The organism is Pedobacter steynii (genome assembly GCF_900103665.1).
Lineage (GTDB): Bacteria > Bacteroidota > Bacteroidia > Sphingobacteriales > Sphingobacteriaceae > Pedobacter > Pedobacter steynii.
The window spans coordinates 1-19,591 of sequence record NZ_FNGY01000012.1; the positions used below are offsets into that span (position 1 = coordinate 1).

Below are 19,591 nucleotides of genomic sequence, written 5' to 3' on the forward strand. Positions count from 1 at the left end.
CTTGAGAAACTATATCGAGCTTCTCCTCAAATGTGTGTTTTGCCATAAATGATAAACCCCAAAAGTTTTTGTCCAACTTTTGGGGTTCACTTCAATCCAAACCGCTTTTAACTTTTAGCCGTTATTTTACTGCTTCAGCTTTGCTTTAAATATTTTTTCCAGCTTTTCCAGTTTAGGAAGGATCACCATGCGGCAATAAGGCTGGCTTCCATTTTTATTAAAATAATCCTGGTGATAGTTCTCTGCCACGTAAAAGGTCGCGGCTTTATTGATTGCGGTAACCACCGGTTTTCCAAAAGCATGAGTATCATTCAGTTCTTTTTTATATTTCTCCGCAATTTGTTTCTGTTCCTCGTTGTGGTAGAAAACCACTGAACGGTACTGAGTGCCCACATCTGCCCCCTGTCGGTTTAAGGTAGTTGGATCATGGCTCTTCCAGAAAACCTCTAAAAGTTCATCGTATTTAATTTTAAGCGGGTCATAAGTCACCTCAATTACTTCTGCGTGTCCGGTTGTTCCGGTACAGACATCTTCATAAGAAGGGTTGGCTACATCTCCACCCTCATAACCTGATCTCACACTGCTGACTCCGTCAAGTCGCTGGAAAAGCGCTTCTGAACACCAGAAACATCCCATTCCAAACGTTGCTTTCTGTAATTTTTTAGACTGTGCATCAGCCTGGTCTGCTGACAATGCTGATAAGAGAATTAGGACCATAATTGATAAATACTTCATGATTTTAAATACAAGTTGAAAAAACACTTTTCAAGATATATTACGTAAGAGCAGGCTTTATAGTTTTTTACAGGATGCCCTTCGTAATCTAAATTACATTTGACTGATAATTTGATTTTTTAGTCAGAAAAATGTGCATAACTTAATCTATTTATTTGCAGAACGTTACGCAAGATAAGTATTGTTATTTAACGTTTATTAACAATTCTTTCTTAAATTTATACTGTTAATACCTATAAATAAATCAATATGTCAACACCTTATATTCCAAGTTTAGACCTGAGCTCTTACATCGATGGCGATGAAGCACAGCGTAAAAAGTTCTCTGACGAATTAGGCAGGGCCTTCAATGATTCTGGTTTTGTAACCATCACTAATCATGGTGTAAGTCAGGAGTTAATTGATAAGCTATACAAAAATATTCAGGCAGTTTTTGGACTGAGCCCGGAGCAGAAAAAGAAATACGAAAAGGTGGAACTTGCCGGTCAGCGCGGATACACTAGTCCGGGAAAGGAAACGGCTAAAGGTGCTAAAACTGCCGATCTGAAAGAATTCTGGCAGATTGGTCAGGAAGTGACTGATGGTGATGTGATCAAAGCAGAATATCCTGATAATGAGGCATTAGAAGAGCTTCCTGAATTCAATGAAGTAACCCGGGAAATCTATCGGCGACTGGAAGATAATGGTAAACATCTTTTACGTGCCATTGCTACCTACCTGTCCCTGCCAATAGATTATTTCGATAAACATGTACATAACGGTAATTCGATCCTGAGAGGAATCCATTATTTCCCGATCGAAAATCCGGATGCTTTACCTGATGATGCAGTTCGTGCAGGAGCACATGAAGACATCAACCTGATTACTTTATTGATCGGTGCAAGTGCCGACGGATTAGAAGTTCTGACCCGTAGTAATGAATGGCTGCCAATCAAAGCAGGTCATACCGATATCGTAGTAAATGTTGGAGATATGTTACAACGTTTAACGAATAATAAATTGCGTTCTACTACGCATAGGGTGGTAAATCCACCACGTGAACTGATGAAAACTTCCCGCTTCTCTGTTCCTTTCTTCTTACATCCACGTTCAGATATGGATTTAACAAGTCTGGATTCTACAATTGACGAGGCACATCCGAAGGTATATGAAGATATGACTGCAGGAGAATATCTTGACGAGCGTTTAAGAGAAATCGGATTAAAGAAATAATCCATTTTCGATGAGCTATAAAAGGGTCCTTAATGAAAGTTAGGGACCCTTTTTGTTAAAGTTCAGAGAAAGAATTCAAGCTTATTTTTTTCTTGAATATTTGATCTCCATGTTTTTCATTTCTTTGCCGTCCATGTTACAGTACATTTCCAGAATTTGGTTGTTGTCATCCACAAACTTCATCACCTGACGAATGTTCGTGTCTTTCCCAGTCATCGGATCTACACAGGTGCCCTTAAAGTTGATCGACTTAGAGGCGTCATCCCAGGTGCCATCCATGTGCATGATGCCTGTACCCATGTTGTCTACCCAGGTGCTGACGAAAGCTTTTTTTGAATTGTCATAGCCCGTAATGCTCATTCCTTCAAATGGCATTCCCATCATGGTTCCTTTAAAAATACATTTTTGATAACGGCCGCCCATAATCATTGAATTTTCTGAGCTCCCTTTACTTTTTTCCGGGGCTGCTCCGGGTACCATCCACATTGTTACTTCTGCATCCCATTGCCCATTATCTTTAGCCATCATTTTGTGGACATCGCCAGGGGTCATATAGGCTTGCCATGCTTTCATCATAGCATCGTCCTGTGCCTGAACCCGGCAGGTTGTGACAAGCATCAGCAATGCCACAACAGTTAATGTTAATTTTTTCATTAGTATATGGTTTTGTATGGTCCTAACTAATTTACGAAAAAATAAATCATTAATTACTACCCAATTGTATCGCTCTGTAAATTGCATCCTGAATTCTTGGTCGGATTTTCATGTTGCCTAATTTTTCTGATACTGAGGGGTTTACCCTGTTGGATAGAAAGATATATACCAGGCCTTTTGCGGGATCTACCCATACACAGGTCCCTGTATATCCCGTATGTCCATAGGTTTGTGGGGAGGCCAGTTCTGAGGGGTATTTCTTGCTTGCATCCGGATCCCAGCGGTCAAAGCCCAATCCTCTTCTGCTCACATCGGATTGCTTTTGAGTGAAAAGGTCTACGGTTTGTGGTTGAAAATAACGGTTGCCACCATAGGTGCCTTTATTTAGCAGCATTTGGTAAATGATCGCCACGTCGTTTGCGCTGGCAAATAAACCTGCGTGTCCGGAAACGCCTCCTGCCAATGCAGCGCCCTGGTCATGTACATAGCCTTCCAGTAAGGTTTTCCTGAAATAGGTGTCCTGTTCTGTAGGGACGATCTGATCTTTGGTAAAGCGGTTTCGGGGCAGGAAGCCTGCGGTTTGCATGCCTAGCGGTTTGTAGAAATTATCCCATACATAGGTGTCGAGTGGAATTCCACTCAGGCGTTCGGAAATTTCTTTCATGACATACATGCTGATGTCGCTGTATACATACTTTCCGCGGGTTTGAATCGGAGAGTTTAACATTTTGGGCCACATGAAATCTTTGAAGAACCCTTTTTTGATGTAATAGAAGTCGGCTACTTTGGTCGGGTAAGCAGTACTGGAATCCCTGCTGTAATCTCCTGATTTTACGAAATTGTGAAATGGGATATAGGGAATGAAACCTGCCTGATGCAGCATCACTTCACGAACTTTAATGTTGTTCATAGGTGATAATCTTGCTTTAGGGATATAGGCTCCGATATTGGTATCCAGGTTCAGTTTGTGTTCTTCAAAAAGACGCATTACCGTTGGGGTGGTGGCGGTGGTTTTGGTTAAGGAAGCCAGATCAAAAATGTCCGTTACTTTTTCAGGGAGTCCATTGTTGTAGGTATGGTTTCCATAGGCTTTATTGAAAACGACCTTTCCGTCTTTGGCAACCAGCACTACAATTCCTGGAGCTGCCTGCGCGCGGATGGCTTCGTTGGCGATGTTGTCTATTTCTTTCAGGTTGTCTGAGTTGATGCCTGCGTCTTCCGGAAGTGTATACTTTAAGCGGGTAGGCATGGTCAGGCTTCCTGATCCTGTTGTATATTTTGGCGAATAATTGGCCGTTAGCTTTTTGCTGATGCCAATTCCGCCAAAAATCATTTGAGGAATGGTAGCGGCCGCTTCCTCATTGTTTTGGTTGGCCCATATGAGCGGTGCACTGAGTCCATCGAAGGAAAGCAGACTTCCGGTTTCCCCGAATAAGGAAATGATAATTTTTTTACTTTTTGCCAGGCTATTGATGAAACTGGTATTTCTGGGATCGTTGGTTGCGGAGACAGGAAGGGAGATGATGATCAGGTTGAAATATTTAAGGTCATCTTCCAGGTCGTTTAATGTGGTTGAGCTTAAATACTGATCCGAAGAGAAGCTGCTTACTTTGGCGTATTTGTTCAACAGGCTGTCGAATGTGGTATGAAAGGTAAAACCAAGGCTGACCGAGGCAATGTTCTTTTTATCCAGGTCGATCAAAGGAATGGTGTTTTCCTGGTTGTTCAGCAATACGGTATTGCTGCTGATGGTACGAAGAAGAGATAGTTGTTGTTGGTTTTGCTGGTGATTCTGCGCACAGGCATTGAAGGTAAATAAGGCAATGAAACTGGTGGCAATGATCCCTGCAAGGTTATTTTTTCTCATATACTTTTTCTCCGTTAACATAGGTTTTTAATACTTGTGTGTTTAATATTTTTGAAGGGTCGCTTTTCATCAGGTCCTGATCAAGAATGATGAAATCTGCAAATTTCCCTATTTCAATGCTTCCTTTTTCTTTTTCTTCAAAGTTTGCTTTCGCCGCCCAAACGGTCATGCCCCTCAGTGCTTCTTCTCGGCTCAGTGCATTTTCCATTTGGAAACCTCCTGCAGGATAATTTTTTGAATCTTTTCTAACTGTTGCCGCATAAAATGTGAAGATAGGGTTGATGTCTTCTACCGGGAAATCTGTGCCCAAAGGTAACCAACCATTTTGTTGCATCAATTGTTTGTAAGCATAAGCACCTTTTATCCGCTCCTTGCCCAAGCGATCGCCAGCCCAATACATATCGGAGGTAGCATGGGTAGGCTGAACAGAAGGGACTATATTGGCGCTGCCAAAAAGCCCGAAATCTTCAGGGGCAACCACCTGTGCGTGTTCTATCCGCCAGCGCTTGTCGTTTTTTCCGCCAAGGACTTTGTTGTAGATTTTCAGGATACTGCGGTTGGCCGAATCGCCGATCGCATGGGTGCACATCTGAAAATTGTGTTTGGCGATCTTTTCTGCAATTTCTTCAAAATGCTTTGGGTTGCTGAGCATAAAGCCTGTTTTATTCGGCATGTCATGATATGGATGCAATAGGCAGGCGCCTCTGGAACCCAAGGCTCCGTCCGCGTAAACTTTAAAGGCACGCACATTAAGGCGGTCGGTTTTTATCGCCCCGCGACTAAATAAATAGGTGTAATTCGGCTCGCTATCTGACAGCATCAGGTATAAACGCATTTTTAAGCTTTTTGATGCATGGAGTTTTTCAACGAGGCTAACCAGGCTGGCATCAACCCCGCAATCGTCAATGGTGGTGAGCCCGGCGGCGAAACATTTGGCCTGAGCATCCAGTAAAATTTTTTCTGCCTGTGAAGCTGTTGATTCCGGGATTTTACGGTTGACAAGGTCTACGGCATTGTCTATTAGTAGTCCGGTCAGTTTTCCGTTGTTTTCCACAATTTCTCCACCGGTGAGTGCGTAGCTCCCGGTAATTCCGGCAGTGGTCAGTGCTTTTTGATTGGCCACCGCGGCATGTCCGTCTATTCTGGTGAGTAATACCGGGCGGTCAGGAAAGAGGAGGTCAAGTTGCGCTTTGTCTGGAAATTGTTTATCTGTCCAGTCGTTCTGATCCCAGCCTCTGCCAATCAGCCAGCCTTCTGGATGGGTTGTTGCAAATTGACTCAGGCGTTGTGTAACTTCCTCCCAGCTGCCGGTACCCCTCAGGTCGGCGGTTTGCAAGCTTTCCCCGTAGCCGAAAAAATGGGCATGTGCATCAATGAAGCCAGGGTAGACGCTTTTTCCGGCAACATCGACTTCTGCTGTCGCTTTGAATTGCTTTCTGATCCTGGCACTGCTTCCGACCCCGATAATTCTGCCATCTTTCACCGCAAAGGCTTCTGCAGTGTCAAATTTCTCATTTACAGTATAAACCTTGCCATTGTAGACAATTAAATCTGCTTTTTGAGCGTTGCAGCTGGTGAAAAGCAGGCTTGTGATGGTTAGGGTTGCGAGGAGATTTTTCATTAATATAGATTTTTGTGGTGACCTTGATGTCCCTGGCTGATCTGTCAGATCATGTTGGTTTCATAAGTTAAAGATAGAAAAAGGAACAATGAAAACGAGAAGTGTATCGTTGTGCGAGGATTCTAAAGAATTTTGCTATTTTGAAGAATAAAACTAGCGATGAAGGCTTGATAACAATGAAACCATCATCGGGGATACTGCTTAAAGACAGTCACTAATATGCTGATGATCGCTTCATAACCGCTAAAAAACAAATAAATTTTAATGAAAAAGACAAATTATATACAAATGAAAAACAAGGATTGAGGCTTATTTTCCTTAAATTAGCCACCTTTACCAGCGAGAAATAAATGTCAGATATAATACAACTTTTACCGGATAGTGTTGCCAACCAGATCGCAGCCGGAGAGGTGGTGCAACGACCGGCATCAGCCGTGAAAGAGCTTTTGGAGAATGCGATAGATGCAGGTGCAAACAAGATACAGTTAATTTTAAAAGATGGCGGCAAAGGCTTAATCCAGGTGATTGACAATGGCTGTGGAATGAGTGTTACAGATGCACGTATGTGTTTTGAACGCCATGCAACTTCTAAAGTTCGTAAAGCCGAAGACTTGTTTGCCATCCGTACGATGGGCTTCAGAGGGGAGGCAATGGCTTCTATTGCCGCGATTTCCCAGGTAGAAATGAAAACCCGCAGGCATGAAGATGAACTGGGAACGATGGTGGAAATCGAAGGCTCTGTTTTTCTGAAACAAGAACCGGTGGCGACCGCTGAAGGAACAAGCATCAGCATCAAAAATCTGTTCTATAATACTCCGGCAAGAAGAAATTTTCTGAAGAGTAATCCGGCAGAAATGCGTCATGTGCTGGAAGAATTTCAAAGGGTATCGCTGGCCAATCCTACGATTGCCTTTAGTCTGCATCATGATGGTGTAGAGATTTTCCGCCTGCCTTCTTCTGTTTTGAAACAACGAATAGTCCATTTATTTGGAAATAATTATAACCAGCGATTGATTCCCGTAGAAGAAGAAACGAGCATCATCAACCTGAAAGGATTTATTGGAAAACCTGAGTTTGCCAAGAAAACCCGCGGGGAGCAGTTTTTCTTTGTCAACAATCGCTATATCAGGGATACTTATCTGAACCATGCGGTCAATAAGGCTTATGAAGACCTGTTGCCGGATGATCATTTTCCTTTGTATGTGTTATTCATTGACATCGACCCGGCAAAGATCGATGTAAACGTGCATCCGACAAAAACAGAGATCAAATACCTGGATGAAAAATCTATTTATGCGATCTTGCATTCGGCGGTAAAACGGTCGATCGGTAGGTTTAACATTAGCCCAACGATTGATTTTGATCAGGAAACCGGATTCAGTGGAATGATTACCCATAAGGCGCCAGAAGAAATTGTGCCGCCAAGCATTAGCTTTAATCCGAATTTTAACCCTTTTGCTGAGGCAAGTCCGGCAAAGGAACCAACCGTATTTTCCAGGAATTCAAGTGCTGCAATTACGCCGAGTACTAAAAACTGGGGCTCATTATATGAGATTGCGAACCATACGGAAGCAGAACAGACTGCGATAGACTTGCCGGGAACGGCTCCTTTGCCTGATGATTCATTGGTTCCTGTGCAAAAACAACTGATGCAGCTACACAACCGTTACATCATTTCTCAGATTAAGTCGGGATTAATGTTGATTGATCAGCAGGCTGCGCATGAACGTATTCTTTATGAGCGTTTCAGCAAAAATCTGGAAGACCGTAAAGGTGCTTCTCAGCAAAGCCTTTTCCCCCAAACGGTAACTTTAAGTCCGAACGACTATGAGCTGGCAAAAAGCTTACTGGAAGACATTAAAAGTTTAGGTTTTGAAGTAAGAGAGTTCGGTAAAAATACGTTAATCATAGAGGGAATCCCTGTAGACCTGGGCAGCAACAATGTGCATGAAACAAAGTTGTTTGAACACCTGATCGAAGGGTTTAAAAATTCTCAGCAGGAACTGAAACTGGATAGAAGGGATGCCCTGGCTAAAAGTATGGCCAGAAATAGCGCCATTAAGAGCGGAACAGCATTGGGGCAACAGGAAATGAATACACTCATTGAGCAACTTTTTGCCTGCCAAACTCCTAACTTTAGCATTAGTGGAAAGCCGGTGATTCAAACCATTGGCCTGACAGAATTAGATAAGAAATTTGATAAATAGATACCATGAATAACATTCATATACCACCGGTAGTTAAAAACCTGCTCATTATTAATGTGCTGTTCTTTGTTGCTACCTACTTTTTGGCCAGCTCGATGGACTTAGGTCGTGTTTTAGGTGTCTATTATTTTGACTCGCCTTATTTTAGGGTGTGGCAGCTGATCACTTACATGTTTATGCATGGTGGTTTTGGACATATCTTTTTCAACATGTTTGCGCTATTCATGTTTGGAGGCGTTTTAGAAAGCAGATGGGGCGCGAAACGCTTCATTAACTTTTACCTGATCACAGGTTTGGGAGCGGTAGCACTTCAAATGGGTGTGCAAGCTTATGAAGTATATCAGATTACGGGCTCGGCTATTAATAATCCTGTAGCAGTCGATCTTGGAGCTACCATGGCTGCTAATATGGATGCAATAGCGATTCCTGGCATATCAGATATGGGTAAAAGTACTTTGATCGGAATTTACGGTTTTCCTATGGTAGGTGCTTCAGGAGCAATCTTCGGTTTATTAGTGGCTTTTGGAATGTTATACCCGAACACAGAAATGTACATCATGTTCATTCCTATCCCGGTAAAAGCTAAATATATCATTCCGGTCTATATTCTGGCGGAACTTTCACTAGGTGTTGCCCGTGTTCCGGGCGATTCTATAGCCCATTATGCCCACCTTGGTGGTGCGTTGTTAGGCTTTATCCTGGTGAAATTATGGAAAGACAAGGATAACAACAGATTTTATAAGTATTATGAATAAGAATCTCTTCCAGGACCTGAAGTACAAAGTATTCCAATCAGGAAACCCTTTGTTTTTTTATATAGGAATCAATGTGCTCATTTTTCTGGTGGTGACATTGATAGGGCTTCCTTTTTTCCTGTCGGGAACAGGGAGCGCTGATTTTTCTCTTCTCATCAGGGAGTATGCAGGTTATCCGGCAGCGATTGATAAATTGCCAACCCGTTTTTATACGGCAATCACTTATCAGTTCTTCCATGAAGGAGTAATGCACCTGTTGTTCAACATGCTTTGGCTGTTCTGGATGGGGAAAATCTTTCTGGATTTCCTGAAACCAAGGCAGTTTCATTTCGTATATCTCGTTGGAGGCATTGCAGGAGCTTTAACGTATAGTTTGGCTTACAATATATTTCCGGTTTTCTCTGGTAGTGTAGCTGAAGCTACAGTAATTGGCTCTTCTGCTGCAGTAATGGCAATCATTGTCGCCACGGCTACATTGGTTCCCGATTACAGCATCCGCCTGCTTTTTCTTGGGGATGTGAAACTAAAATACCTGGCGATCGGCTATATTGCCCTGGACCTGATTGGCATTGCTTCTGTAAATGCAGGAGGAAGTTTTTCACATCTGGGGGGGGCGGTACTGGGATTCGCTTACATTAAACTGCTGCAAAATGGAAAAGACTGGAGCAATCTGTTTAAAAGAAAACCTAAGTTAAAGGTGGTTAGAAATGAACAGGCGAAATCTTCTGCCAACTCAAGAAGTACAGGAGTTAATCAGCAGGAGATAGATGCGATTTTAGATAAGATTTCTAAATCAGGATATGATCAGTTAAGCAGGGCAGAAAAAGAGACTTTATTTAAGGCAAGCAAACATTAATGAAGAAATCTAAACCGACATTTCTTGATAAACTGGTTCGTTTCCTGGCGATTCTGCTGGCGGTGACTTTACTGCTGGGCTTTATGGCGGGCAGATTCGATCCCAGAAAGTATCAATTGATTGCTTTTTTCGGTTTAGCTTATCCCTTTATTTTGTTTCTGAATATGTTTATGATTCTCTGGTGGTGCATCCGTAAACGATGGATTTTTGCCGGAGCTACCCTGGTTTTAATCCTCATGGGATGGCAGGCATTGACCGCTACGATGGGCATCTCGGGAGAAACAGGGAAAGGTCCTAAAACTGATCCCAAGGCGCTGCGTATGATGACTTATAATGTGCATAGTTTTAAACCCTATGGGCAGGAAAATATAGAGTCTGTAAAACAGCAGATGCTGGAACTCATCGGTAGAGAAAATCCGGATGTCATCTGCTTCCAGGAGTATTTTACCCGCAGAAAAGGATCTTTTGACATTACCGACAGCCTGAAGAGAATTCTGAATACCCGATATTTTTATTTCGTTCCTTCAAGTGAGAACAGTTATGAAGCAACAGGGCTGGCCATCTTTTCCCGTTACCCGATTCAGGATAAAGGAACGATTGCTTTCGGCCCAAATTTCGGTGGCAATGCTTCCATCTATATTGATGTGGAAGTGAACAAAAAGAAGCTCAGAGTGTACAATTTGCATTTACAATCTATCTCTTTTGATAAGCAGGATTATAGCTATATTGATAAGGTAAAGAAAAAGATGGATGCGGAAATTAAGCCTTCCAAACGCATTCTGACGTTGCTCAGGAATGCTTTTCTAAAACGAAGTGAGCAGGTAGATATTATGAAGGAACACATGGCAAAATGCCAGAGTTCGTTCCTTATTGCCGGCGATTTTAACGATACACCCGCATCTTATGCGGTAACCCAATTAACGAAATCATTAAACAACACATTTCAGGAACAAGGAACTGGATTGGGACGAACTTATAATGGTAAATTCCCCAACTTTCAGATCGACTATATTGCCACTACAAAAGACATCAAGGTGATGAACCACCTGGTGATCCCGGCGAAATTGTCAGACCACTTTCCTGTTCGCAGTGATTTGATATTAAACCCCTAAAATTTTTACCTTTGCAAAATGGATACAGGTCTACAGCTCTACAATACCCTTACGCGTAAAAAAGAAATTTTTGAACCGCTAAACGCACCTCATGTAGGTATGTACGTTTGCGGCCCTACTGTTTACAGTGACGTTCATTTGGGGAATTGTCGTACGTTCATCTCTTTCGATTTAATCTTCAGGTATTTAACATATAGTGGGTATAAAGTCCGTTATGTGCGGAACATTACCGATGCCGGCCATTTGGAAGGTGATCGTGATGAGGGGGATGATAAATTTGCAAAAAGAGCAAAACTGGAACAGTTGGAGCCGATGGAGATTGTACAGAAGTACACTCTTGGATTCCATGATGTATTGAGAATGTTCAATACGCTGCCACCGAGCATCGAGCCTACAGCAACCGGGCATATTATTGAGCAGATTGAAATGATCAAAGAGATCATCAGCAACGGATATGCGTATGAAGCGAATGGAACGGTTTATTTTGACGTAGAAAAATATAGCAAAGAATATAATTATACCATTCTTACCAACAGAAACATGGAAGACATGCTGGCCAATACCAGGGAATTGGGTGGTCAGGATGAGAAACGCGGGAGATTGGATTTCGCGCTTTGGATTAAAGCGAAACCAGAAACACTCATGCGCTGGGCTTCTCCATGGGGTGAAGGTTTTCCAGGCTGGCATATCGAATGTTCGGCAATGAGTGCGAAATATCTTGGTGAAGAATTTGACATTCACGGAGGAGGAATGGACCTTGCTGCAACACATCATACGAATGAAATTGCACAGTCTGAAGCTTGCAGTCATAAACAACCCGCCAAATACTGGATGCATACCAATATGCTGACCGTAAATGGAACGAGAATGTCTAAAACTTTAGGGAATGGCTTTCTTCCTGAGGAATTGTTCAAAGGGGACCATGTCTTGCTGGAAAAAGGCTTTAGCCCAATGACGGTTAAATTCTTTATGCTCCAGGCACATTACCGCAGTACGCTCGATTTTTCTAATGAAGCATTGGATGCTTCGGAAAAAGGATTCAAAAGGTTGATGAATGCCATCAGTTTGATGGATAAATTAAGCGTTTCCGAAAACAGTGATTTTGAGGTTGGCCCGATTATGGACAATTGTGTGAAAGCAATGAATGATGATTTCAACAGTCCTGTGGTGATCGCAGAATTGTTCGAAGCAGTCCGCATGATCAATACCGTGTATGATGGGAAAGGAACGATCTCTGCTGCAGAATTGGATAAGCTGAAAAAGCTGATGAAAGATTTCGTATTTGACATTTTTGGATTGAAAGCGGAAGATACTTCGAATCTGGAATTGAATTCGGTATTGGACATGGTGATCGAGCTAAGAAAGACAGCCAAAGAGAATAAGGACTATGCCACATCTGATAAAATCCGTCTGGGTCTTCAAAGTATGGGCATCCAGTTGAAAGATAGTAAAGAAGGTACCACCTGGAACAAAGCTTAACATTGTTTAATTGTTAATTACTTTTTACAGGGCAAAAGCAATACAACGATTATATTAGTACCCAAACTATACCTAAAACATGATGAATAAATTTTTATATACAATTATAGCGGTTTCTATGACCCTTGGTGCTTACGCACAAAAATCGGATGGAAGCACTAAATCTCTGGTTAAGGCCGAGAAAGAATTTGCAGAAGACCTTGCTAAGCATGGTGCAAAAACTGCATTTACTACTTATTCTGCGGATGATGCGCTGGTATTCAGACCCAATCCGGTAAATGCGAAAACTTTTTATGCTGGTCAGGGAGATGATAAAGGATTGAGCTGGAACCCGGTTTATGCTAAAGTGGCAAGAAGTGGCGACTGGGGTTTTACAACCGGTCCTTTTACTGCTGATGGTGAAACTAAAACCTATGGTCAGTACCTTTCCGTATGGAAAGCGAAAGAAGGAAAGTGGGAGTTAGCGATGGATTTAGGAGTTACACATAACAAACCCTTAAATAAGGTAGAACCTTTATTCATTGAGCCTAAAGATTTTTATAAGCCTAAGTTCGCTGGTGATAAACAAAGGGCGGCAGGGGTTGACATTATTGCAACAACTGAAAAAACGCTGAATACCATGCTGAAATCTTATGGAGCTGCTGCTTTCGCAGGATTCTTAAATCCAGATGCAAGGGTTTTGTTTCCCGGATATGAGCCGATCATAGGAAAAGACAAAGCATTGGCTTTCTTTAATGGAATGGTGAAAAACATGACTTTGAAAACAACCAAAGCGAATAAAGCGGATGGCGGAGACCTTGCTTATACTTATGGCGTAGCTACAGTAGATTATAGGGCAGATCTTAGAGAAAGCTTTAATTATCTTTTTATTTATGAGCGTCAGGCAGACCATAACTGGAACCTGATTGTACAGGTATTTGCACCTGCTGAGCGTTAATCAAGAGAAAATAACTTATAAAAAAGGTTTCTTAAAGATTTGATTTAAGAAACCTTTTTTTTGACCCGGCCATTGGCCCGTCGCAGGGGATAAGGATTCGTCGTTATTCCCGTTATCAATGGTAAAAACAAAGACATTCATGAAGAAAAGTATACTATTCGTTGCGGCCATAATGTTGGCCTTCCAAAGCCAGGCTCAGAAATTCGATTTGCAGGGGCAGAGAGGAGCCAGGGGAATCATGCCTGAGAATACCATTCCCGGAATGATAAAGGCGCTGGAGTTGGGTGTAAACACCTTAATTATGAATGCAGTGATATCGAAGGATAAACAGGTAGTACTTTCTCAGGAACCTTATTTCAATTCGGAGATCAGCCTGAAACCGGATGGGAAGGCAATTAGCTTAAAAGATCAGAAAAAGCATAATATCTATAAGATGGATTACGCGGATGTGAAGAAATATGATGTGGGTAGCAAGGTGCATAACCGGTTTCCGGGGCAACAAAAGTTCAAAGCTTATAAGCCGTTGTTAGAAGAAACGATCGATTCTGTGGAGAACTACGTGAAAGAAAATAGATTGGCAAAGCCAAATTACAGCATCGAAACGAAGACGATTCCTAAGGGAGATAATGAGTTTCAGCCGGAACCTGCGGAGTTTGTAGAGCTGATCATGGAAGTGGTAAAAAGAAAGAAAATAGAAAAAAGAGTTACGATCCAGTCCTTTGATGTCCGCACGCTCCAATACCTGCATGAGCATTTTCCTAAGATTAAAACGGCTTTGCTGATTGATGAAAAAGAAGATTTTGAGAATAACATTCAGGAGTTAGGATTTAACCCTACCATATACAGTCCGTATTCGGTATTGGTAGGAAAGGGCCTGGTAGACCGTTGTCATGCTGCAGGAATTAAGATCATTCCATGGACGATTAATTCGACTAAACAGATGAAATACCTGATTGACCTTGGTGTAGACGGCATCGTTACTGATTATCCCAACTTATTTAAAGCAGAATTGCTGGAACAGTAGAATTCCGGTATCAACCTATGAAATCAGCCCCTGGCTTTTTGGGGCATTTCATTTCAGGACTATTCTGATCAGTAAGGTGGCCTGATTCGATGTTTATTCCGCTTTGCAAAATAGCCCTTTGGTCAGTTACAATGGATTGACAGGTAAATATTTTAGCCAAATTTTCTTAGTAATAAAATGATCGTTAATAATTATATATTTGGTTTCAGAATGATGCCGGATTTTTAATGAAATAATAAAACTTATGGAAAATGTAAATTGGTGGGGAATAGTTAAAGACAATGTACTGCCACATTTGGGTACCATCATTCTTTCCCTGATCTTGTTTATCTCGATTGGCTTTATACTTGGCATTATCTATAATGTGGTCCTTTGGAAAAAGAAAGTGTATACCAGGGAACCAAAATATTATAACTGGGGAGTAAAGCTGTATATCCTGACAAGCATGATTGCATTTGTTTATTTCTTTGCTCATTTTGCAATCATTTCATCAGCCGGAAAAATCATCAAAAAAGAAGAACCAAGGATCGTGTCTGAAATTTACGAGCAAGGGGTTAAGCAAATTTTTAATTCCCCTGAAGAAAGGAATAAATTCATAAAGAAGATACAGGATGGGGCAGGGGGTGTGCAGCAGGGGAGTAAGCTGTTAACTGCCGACATCAACAAATATGTGGCTTCCAAAAATACCGGTTTTCAATTGGTCGATAATGGCAAGAATAAGCTTAGTAATTATCTGACGGCTAAATATCAGGACGATATTTATTCGGCAGGTTTATATGGAATGCTTTTAGCTGCCGGCAGAGGTCATGTAGATTTGAAGAGTCTTTCTTATGAAGATTTTAATGTCATTGTTAAAACCCTTAATACGCTTGATCCCAGGGATATCGAAAAATCAATAAAATTAAAGCTTACTGAAGAAGTGGATGACATTGTCTCGAAACAAATGGACGGCTTGTTTAAGGGGGCGCTTTACCTGTTTATCGCCATATTACTGGTTCCTTTAGTCGAGTTCTTTATTTACAGGTATTATGCAAAAAAGACAGCTGTTGAAGAATCAGAACATTAATACACCTGTTAACTATGATTAACAGGCGTATAATAATAGACTTATTTCTTGTTTCTCAACATTTCCATTTCTTTCTTTAGCTGTTGAAATTCCTGGGAGAGATCTTTTATTTCGGCTTTTTGTTCTTCAAGCTGATTTTCTTTTTCAATGAGATGAAGGGTAAGTTCTTCTATTTTTTTTAAGAGCTTAGCACTCATATCTCCCAGATGAACTCCTTCCTTTTCGACTTGTTCTGCTGAAGGAATTCCTGGTAAATGATGATTAAGGTCAATGAAAGTTTTGATTTCTTTTAGTGGGGATAGGCGATAAGCCGGCTTGAAGACATAATCCGGCCAGCCTTGCATGTCGACTTTTATTTCCTGAGCATGGATCTTGCCATTAACAGCTAATTTCTCGAGCGGATTGCTAAGGCCTATTCCTACATTTCCATTGTAGAGAATTCGCATTTTTTCTGTGTTGTTATCAGTGGCAAACGAAATGCTGCCACCAGTATAGCTGGGACCGCGGAGAAAATTAATGGAGCTATTGGTATTTCCATAGAAGCTATGCTCAAGCGCAAAACTTTTAATATCATAGAGGCTTGGTATAGCAGTGCTTGTCTGAGTTTCATAGCCTTTGATTCCTAAATAGGTTCCATCTCCCATGTAATTGCCTTCTTGGAGCCGTGCGAGAACAGTTCCCAGTTCTCCGGGAGTTAATAATTTACCAACATCAAGGAGAGCCTGTGGGCTGGTTGTACCTATCCCAACATTGCCACTTTCCTGGAGCTTATTTTGGGCATAAGAATAGGAGATCATGAGACTGGTCAGCAGGGTGAAAAATAGTTTTTTCATAAGCGTTAAGGATTGTAAAGTATTTGATTTTTGATGGATTATCTTTATTATAAAGATATATATTTATCGGATATAGAGGCTGGTTATTTCCATGTTGCTTATTAAAGCAAAAAAAGCCCTTGATTTTAATCAAGGGCTTTTCCATATCAAAAAGTATTAATATAAATTTTTAATGATTTGTTCGATGCTTAGGCCTTCAGCTTCTGCGCGGTAGTTGCGCACGATACGGTGACGTAGAATCGCTTCTGCAACGGCTTGTACATCTTCGATATCAGGAGAATATTTACCTGATATTGCGGCATGACATTTTGCGCCGATCACCAGGAACTGAGAAGCTCTTGGGCCTGCACCCCAGCTAATGTATTTATTGATGTCTTCAGTAGCAGAAGGAGTATGAGGACGGGTTTTAGTCGCCAGTTTGACCGCATATTCTACTACGTTATCTGCAACAGGGATGTTTCTTACCAGTTTCTGGAAATACTGAATCTGCTGTGCATTGATGATCTTTTTCAAATGAACATCCTGATTGCTCGTCGTATTTTTAACGATCGTCAGCTCTTCCTCGAAGGAAGGGTAGTCCAGATGTACATTGAACATGAAGCGGTCTAACTGCGCCTCAGGAAGAGGATAAGTGCCTTCCTGCTCAATTGGATTCTGTGTCGCCAGTACAAAGAAAGGGTTCGGTAAAATATGTCTTTGTCCCGCCGCCGTTACCGCTTTTTCCTGCATGGCTTCCAGTAATGCAGCCTGCGTTTTTGGCGGTGTTCTGTTGATCTCATCGGCCAGGATAATATTCGAAAATATGGGCCCTGGAATGAACTTGAAATTTCTGTCTTCCCCAAGAATTTCTGCACCAATGATATCGCTGGGCATTAAATCCGGGGTAAACTGGATCCTGTTAAAATTAAGATCCAGTACATTGGCTACAGTTTGAACAAGTAAGGTCTTTGCCAGGCCGGGAACCCCAACAAGTAAACAATGACCATTACTGAAAATGGATATTAAAACGGATTTTACGACATCATCCTGTCCAATGACCACTTTGCCGATCTCGGCTTTAATATCTTTGTACGATTGATGTAATGCGTCTACGGCTTTTATATCGTTATCAAACTGCATAGACCTATTTTTTAGCCGTTTTAGTCCAGATTTTTAACTCATCACATTTGTTGTAATCTTCGTCAATTCTGATGTAGGTATTTTCTCTTCTTTTCTCGAACCATTCGCTCAGGATACGGTCGATTTTACCTTGTTGTGCTCTTTCTTTGAACTTGGCATAATCTTGTTCCAGATTTCCTTTATGAGGTGGAATTTTAGATTTAAGGTAAAGTAATTTATAGCCTTCTTTACCATCCTGTCCTGTGAAAAGGACCGGTTGAGAGATCTCACCAACTTTCATGGTATCTACCACTAAGAATACTTTAGGATCAAGCTTATCAGCAGGGATAAAGGTGGTTCTTGCAGTTACGTTATCTGCATAAAGGATCATCCCGCCATTGTACTGAGATTCTTTGTTATCTGAATATAAAGATGCTGCTGTAGAAAAGGTGATTTTACCGGTTTTAATGTTTGTGTAAAGACTATCCGCCTGAAGCTTCACGCGATCTAAACTCTGTGGAGTGGTTTGAGGACGAATCAAAATGTGACGGGCCTGAACCTGTTCACCACGACGTTCGATTACCTGTAAGATGTGGAAACCATGCTCTGATTCGAAAACAGGAGAGAGTTCACCGGCTTTCAGTTTGAAAGCCCATGCGGTAAATTCTTTCACCATTCTGGTCCGGTCAAAGAATCCCAGGTCACCACCATCAGGTGCCGATCCCGGATCTTCAGAGTAGGATTTTGCAAGGAACGCAAAGTCTTCTCCACTTTTTACCCTAAGTCTTAAAGCATCGATTTTATCATAGAATTTTTGTTTCTCTGCTTTGGTCAGTTTTGGGTGAAGCACGATCTCTCCAACCTCAAACTCTGTAGGAATATCAGGAAGGCTGTCTTTCTTGTACCCGTCAAAATATTTTTTAACCTCCAAAGGAGTAATGCTTACGTCCTGTGTGATGTGGGCCTGCATCTTGTTAGAGATCAGCTGCTCTTTTAAATCAGGTCTGATCTCGTCTTTGTACTGGAGAACAGAGCGGTTTAAAAATTGTTCCAGACGCTCTTGTCCGCCGGCACGCTGGATCTGCATACGCATCCTTTTATCGACTTCTTCATCTACCTGCGCTTCTTCCACAGTGATGGAGTCAATTTCTGCCTGTTGTTTCAGCAGTTTCTGGGCAAGCATCTGTTGCAAAATATAGCATTTTACCTTTTCATCAGCCGGATTTCCCGAATTCAGATATTGTGCATATTGCTGGTTCAGGTCCGATAATAAAATGATATTGTTCCCTAATACTGCAACCACTTTATCTATATTTTTCTTTGCTGGTTGTGCTTGTGCGTTCAAAAACAAACAGATCAATCCGCCTGCAATCGCTAAAAATTTCTTCATTCTATGTACGTTCAATTATATTCTTTTTGCAAATTTAATATTAATAATCTTCAGGCGGTATATTTATAATTTAGCCAGTTTTCTTAATTCTGCTTCGTATACTTTCACCGGATACTTCTTTCTCAATGCGACCACCCATTCTCTTTCCAGCACGTCCTGGTAATCATTGATGATCTTTCCTTTAAGCTCTTCGAACGAACCATCCTTATAAAAGAGCTTGTTTCTTTCGTAAAAACTGCGGAGCTGGTCTTCATCATTCTGTGCTTTATCCCAAACCTTTAACTCCGAAATGTTAAACATCAATACCGCATTCTTATATTCATTTAAGACCATGGAATACGTTGCTTTTGTGTTGGAGATCTTCTTCCTGGTACGTAAAGCAGCCTCATAATTCTTTATCTCTGTGAGATAGGCTGTATCCTTGTCAAAGCCCATTTCTATGGCATCGAGTACTTTAAGCTTGAAATTCAGGTAAAGGTTTAAATAATCTTCCAACTCTTTAAATGCTGCATTTGCAACTCCGGAGTGGTTTTTCTTATAAACCCACATAAATTCTTTGCTGCCCACAGGCTTCCCATTGATACTCGCCACATTTTGTGCAAATGCGCCGGCAAAGGTTAGGCTGAAGATAATAATGCAATAAGTTTTTCTCACGAAAGATATATACTATAATATATTTTAAGGCATAAAAGTAACAAATAAAGGCGCTATAATAAGATATTTAACTAATTTTAACAGAAAAAAG

17 protein-coding genes are annotated in these 19,591 nt (G+C 41.3%); 9 read left to right on the plus strand and 8 right to left on the minus strand.

The window, feature by feature from the left end:
• Window positions 1-126: 126 nt before the first annotated feature.
• Entirely contained in the window at window positions 127-735 is a 609-nt protein-coding gene (gene msrA, locus BLQ87_RS26825; RefSeq protein WP_083362078.1) for a peptide-methionine (S)-S-oxide reductase MsrA, read from the minus strand.
• Between the two features lie 249 nt (window positions 736-984).
• Here msrA and BLQ87_RS26830 point away from each other — a divergent pair, with 249 nt between their 5' ends.
• The gene (locus BLQ87_RS26830) at window positions 985-1,947 is read left to right on the plus strand and encodes an isopenicillin N synthase family dioxygenase (protein WP_074612015.1); all 963 of its coding nucleotides are present in this window, start codon (window positions 985-987) and stop codon (window positions 1,945-1,947) included.
• An 81-nt stretch (window positions 1,948-2,028) separates the two neighbouring features.
• Here BLQ87_RS26830 and BLQ87_RS26835 read toward each other — a convergent pair whose 3' ends face one another.
• The 3 genes from BLQ87_RS26835 to BLQ87_RS26845 are packed head-to-tail and all read right to left on the minus strand — an operon-like array spanning window position 2,029 to window position 6,089.
• A complete protein-coding gene (locus BLQ87_RS26835; RefSeq protein WP_074612016.1) occupies window positions 2,029-2,601 on the minus strand; it encodes a DUF1579 domain-containing protein in 573 nt (190 codons plus the stop codon).
• A 49-nt stretch (window positions 2,602-2,650) separates the two neighbouring features.
• The gene (locus BLQ87_RS26840) at window positions 2,651-4,468 is read right to left on the minus strand and encodes a serine hydrolase domain-containing protein (protein ID WP_074612210.1); all 1,818 of its coding nucleotides are present in this window, start codon (window positions 4,466-4,468) and stop codon (window positions 2,651-2,653) included.
• A complete protein-coding gene (locus BLQ87_RS26845; protein WP_074612017.1) occupies window positions 4,455-6,089 on the minus strand; it encodes an amidohydrolase in 1,635 nt (544 codons plus the stop codon). Before BLQ87_RS26845 ends, BLQ87_RS26840 begins: the two co-directional genes overlap by 14 nt.
• Before the next feature lie 350 nt (window positions 6,090-6,439).
• Here BLQ87_RS26845 and mutL point away from each other — a divergent pair, with 350 nt between their 5' ends.
• The 8 genes from mutL to BLQ87_RS26885 all read left to right on the plus strand — a co-directional run bounded on the left by mutL (window position 6,440) and on the right by BLQ87_RS26885 (window position 15,525).
• Window positions 6,440-8,296 (plus strand): DNA mismatch repair endonuclease MutL, encoded by a 1,857-nt coding sequence (mutL, locus tag BLQ87_RS26850; protein ID WP_074612018.1) that lies wholly within the window; start codon window positions 6,440-6,442, stop codon window positions 8,294-8,296.
• A 5-nt stretch (window positions 8,297-8,301) separates the two neighbouring features.
• Window positions 8,302-9,051: a rhomboid family intramembrane serine protease gene (locus tag BLQ87_RS26855; protein WP_074612019.1), complete on the plus strand. Its 750-nt coding sequence runs from the start codon at window positions 8,302-8,304 to the stop codon at window positions 9,049-9,051.
• Complete coding sequence (locus BLQ87_RS26860; RefSeq protein WP_074612020.1) at window positions 9,044-9,907, plus strand: rhomboid family intramembrane serine protease; 864 nt, start codon at window positions 9,044-9,046, stop codon at window positions 9,905-9,907. Before BLQ87_RS26855 ends, BLQ87_RS26860 begins: the two co-directional genes overlap by 8 nt.
• Window positions 9,907-11,019, plus strand: coding sequence for an endonuclease/exonuclease/phosphatase family protein (locus BLQ87_RS26865; RefSeq protein ID WP_074612021.1), 1,113 nt, complete (start codon window positions 9,907-9,909; stop codon window positions 11,017-11,019). The genes BLQ87_RS26860 and BLQ87_RS26865 overlap by 1 nt, the downstream gene beginning before the upstream one ends.
• Window positions 11,020-11,037: 18 nt before the next feature.
• The gene (cysS, locus tag BLQ87_RS26870) at window positions 11,038-12,498 is read left to right on the plus strand and encodes a cysteine--tRNA ligase (RefSeq protein WP_074612022.1); all 1,461 of its coding nucleotides are present in this window, start codon (window positions 11,038-11,040) and stop codon (window positions 12,496-12,498) included.
• 79 nt (window positions 12,499-12,577) lie between these two features.
• Complete coding sequence (locus BLQ87_RS26875; protein ID WP_074612023.1) at window positions 12,578-13,435, plus strand: DUF4440 domain-containing protein; 858 nt, start codon at window positions 12,578-12,580, stop codon at window positions 13,433-13,435.
• 139 nt (window positions 13,436-13,574) lie between these two features.
• Window positions 13,575-14,459 (plus strand): glycerophosphodiester phosphodiesterase family protein, encoded by an 885-nt coding sequence (locus BLQ87_RS26880; protein ID WP_074612024.1) that lies wholly within the window; start codon window positions 13,575-13,577, stop codon window positions 14,457-14,459.
• A gap of 244 nt (window positions 14,460-14,703) precedes the next feature.
• Window positions 14,704-15,525: a hypothetical protein gene (locus BLQ87_RS26885; protein ID WP_074612025.1), complete on the plus strand. Its 822-nt coding sequence runs from the start codon at window positions 14,704-14,706 to the stop codon at window positions 15,523-15,525.
• 41 nt (window positions 15,526-15,566) lie between these two features.
• Here BLQ87_RS26885 and BLQ87_RS26890 read toward each other — a convergent pair whose 3' ends face one another.
• The 4 genes from BLQ87_RS26890 to BLQ87_RS26905 form a co-directional block, all read right to left on the minus strand.
• Window positions 15,567-16,358, minus strand: coding sequence for a vacuolar protein sorting family 37 protein (locus BLQ87_RS26890; RefSeq protein ID WP_074612026.1), 792 nt, complete (start codon window positions 16,356-16,358; stop codon window positions 15,567-15,569).
• A gap of 156 nt (window positions 16,359-16,514) precedes the next feature.
• The gene (locus BLQ87_RS26895) at window positions 16,515-17,477 is read right to left on the minus strand and encodes an AAA family ATPase (RefSeq protein ID WP_074612027.1); all 963 of its coding nucleotides are present in this window, start codon (window positions 17,475-17,477) and stop codon (window positions 16,515-16,517) included.
• 4 nt (window positions 17,478-17,481) lie between these two features.
• A complete protein-coding gene (locus BLQ87_RS26900) occupies window positions 17,482-18,846 on the minus strand; it encodes a peptidylprolyl isomerase (protein WP_074612028.1) in 1,365 nt (454 codons plus the stop codon).
• Window positions 18,847-18,909: 63 nt separating this feature from the next.
• Window positions 18,910-19,500: a hypothetical protein gene (locus BLQ87_RS26905; RefSeq protein WP_074612029.1), complete on the minus strand. Its 591-nt coding sequence runs from the start codon at window positions 19,498-19,500 to the stop codon at window positions 18,910-18,912.
• Window positions 19,501-19,591: the final 91 nt, after the last annotated feature.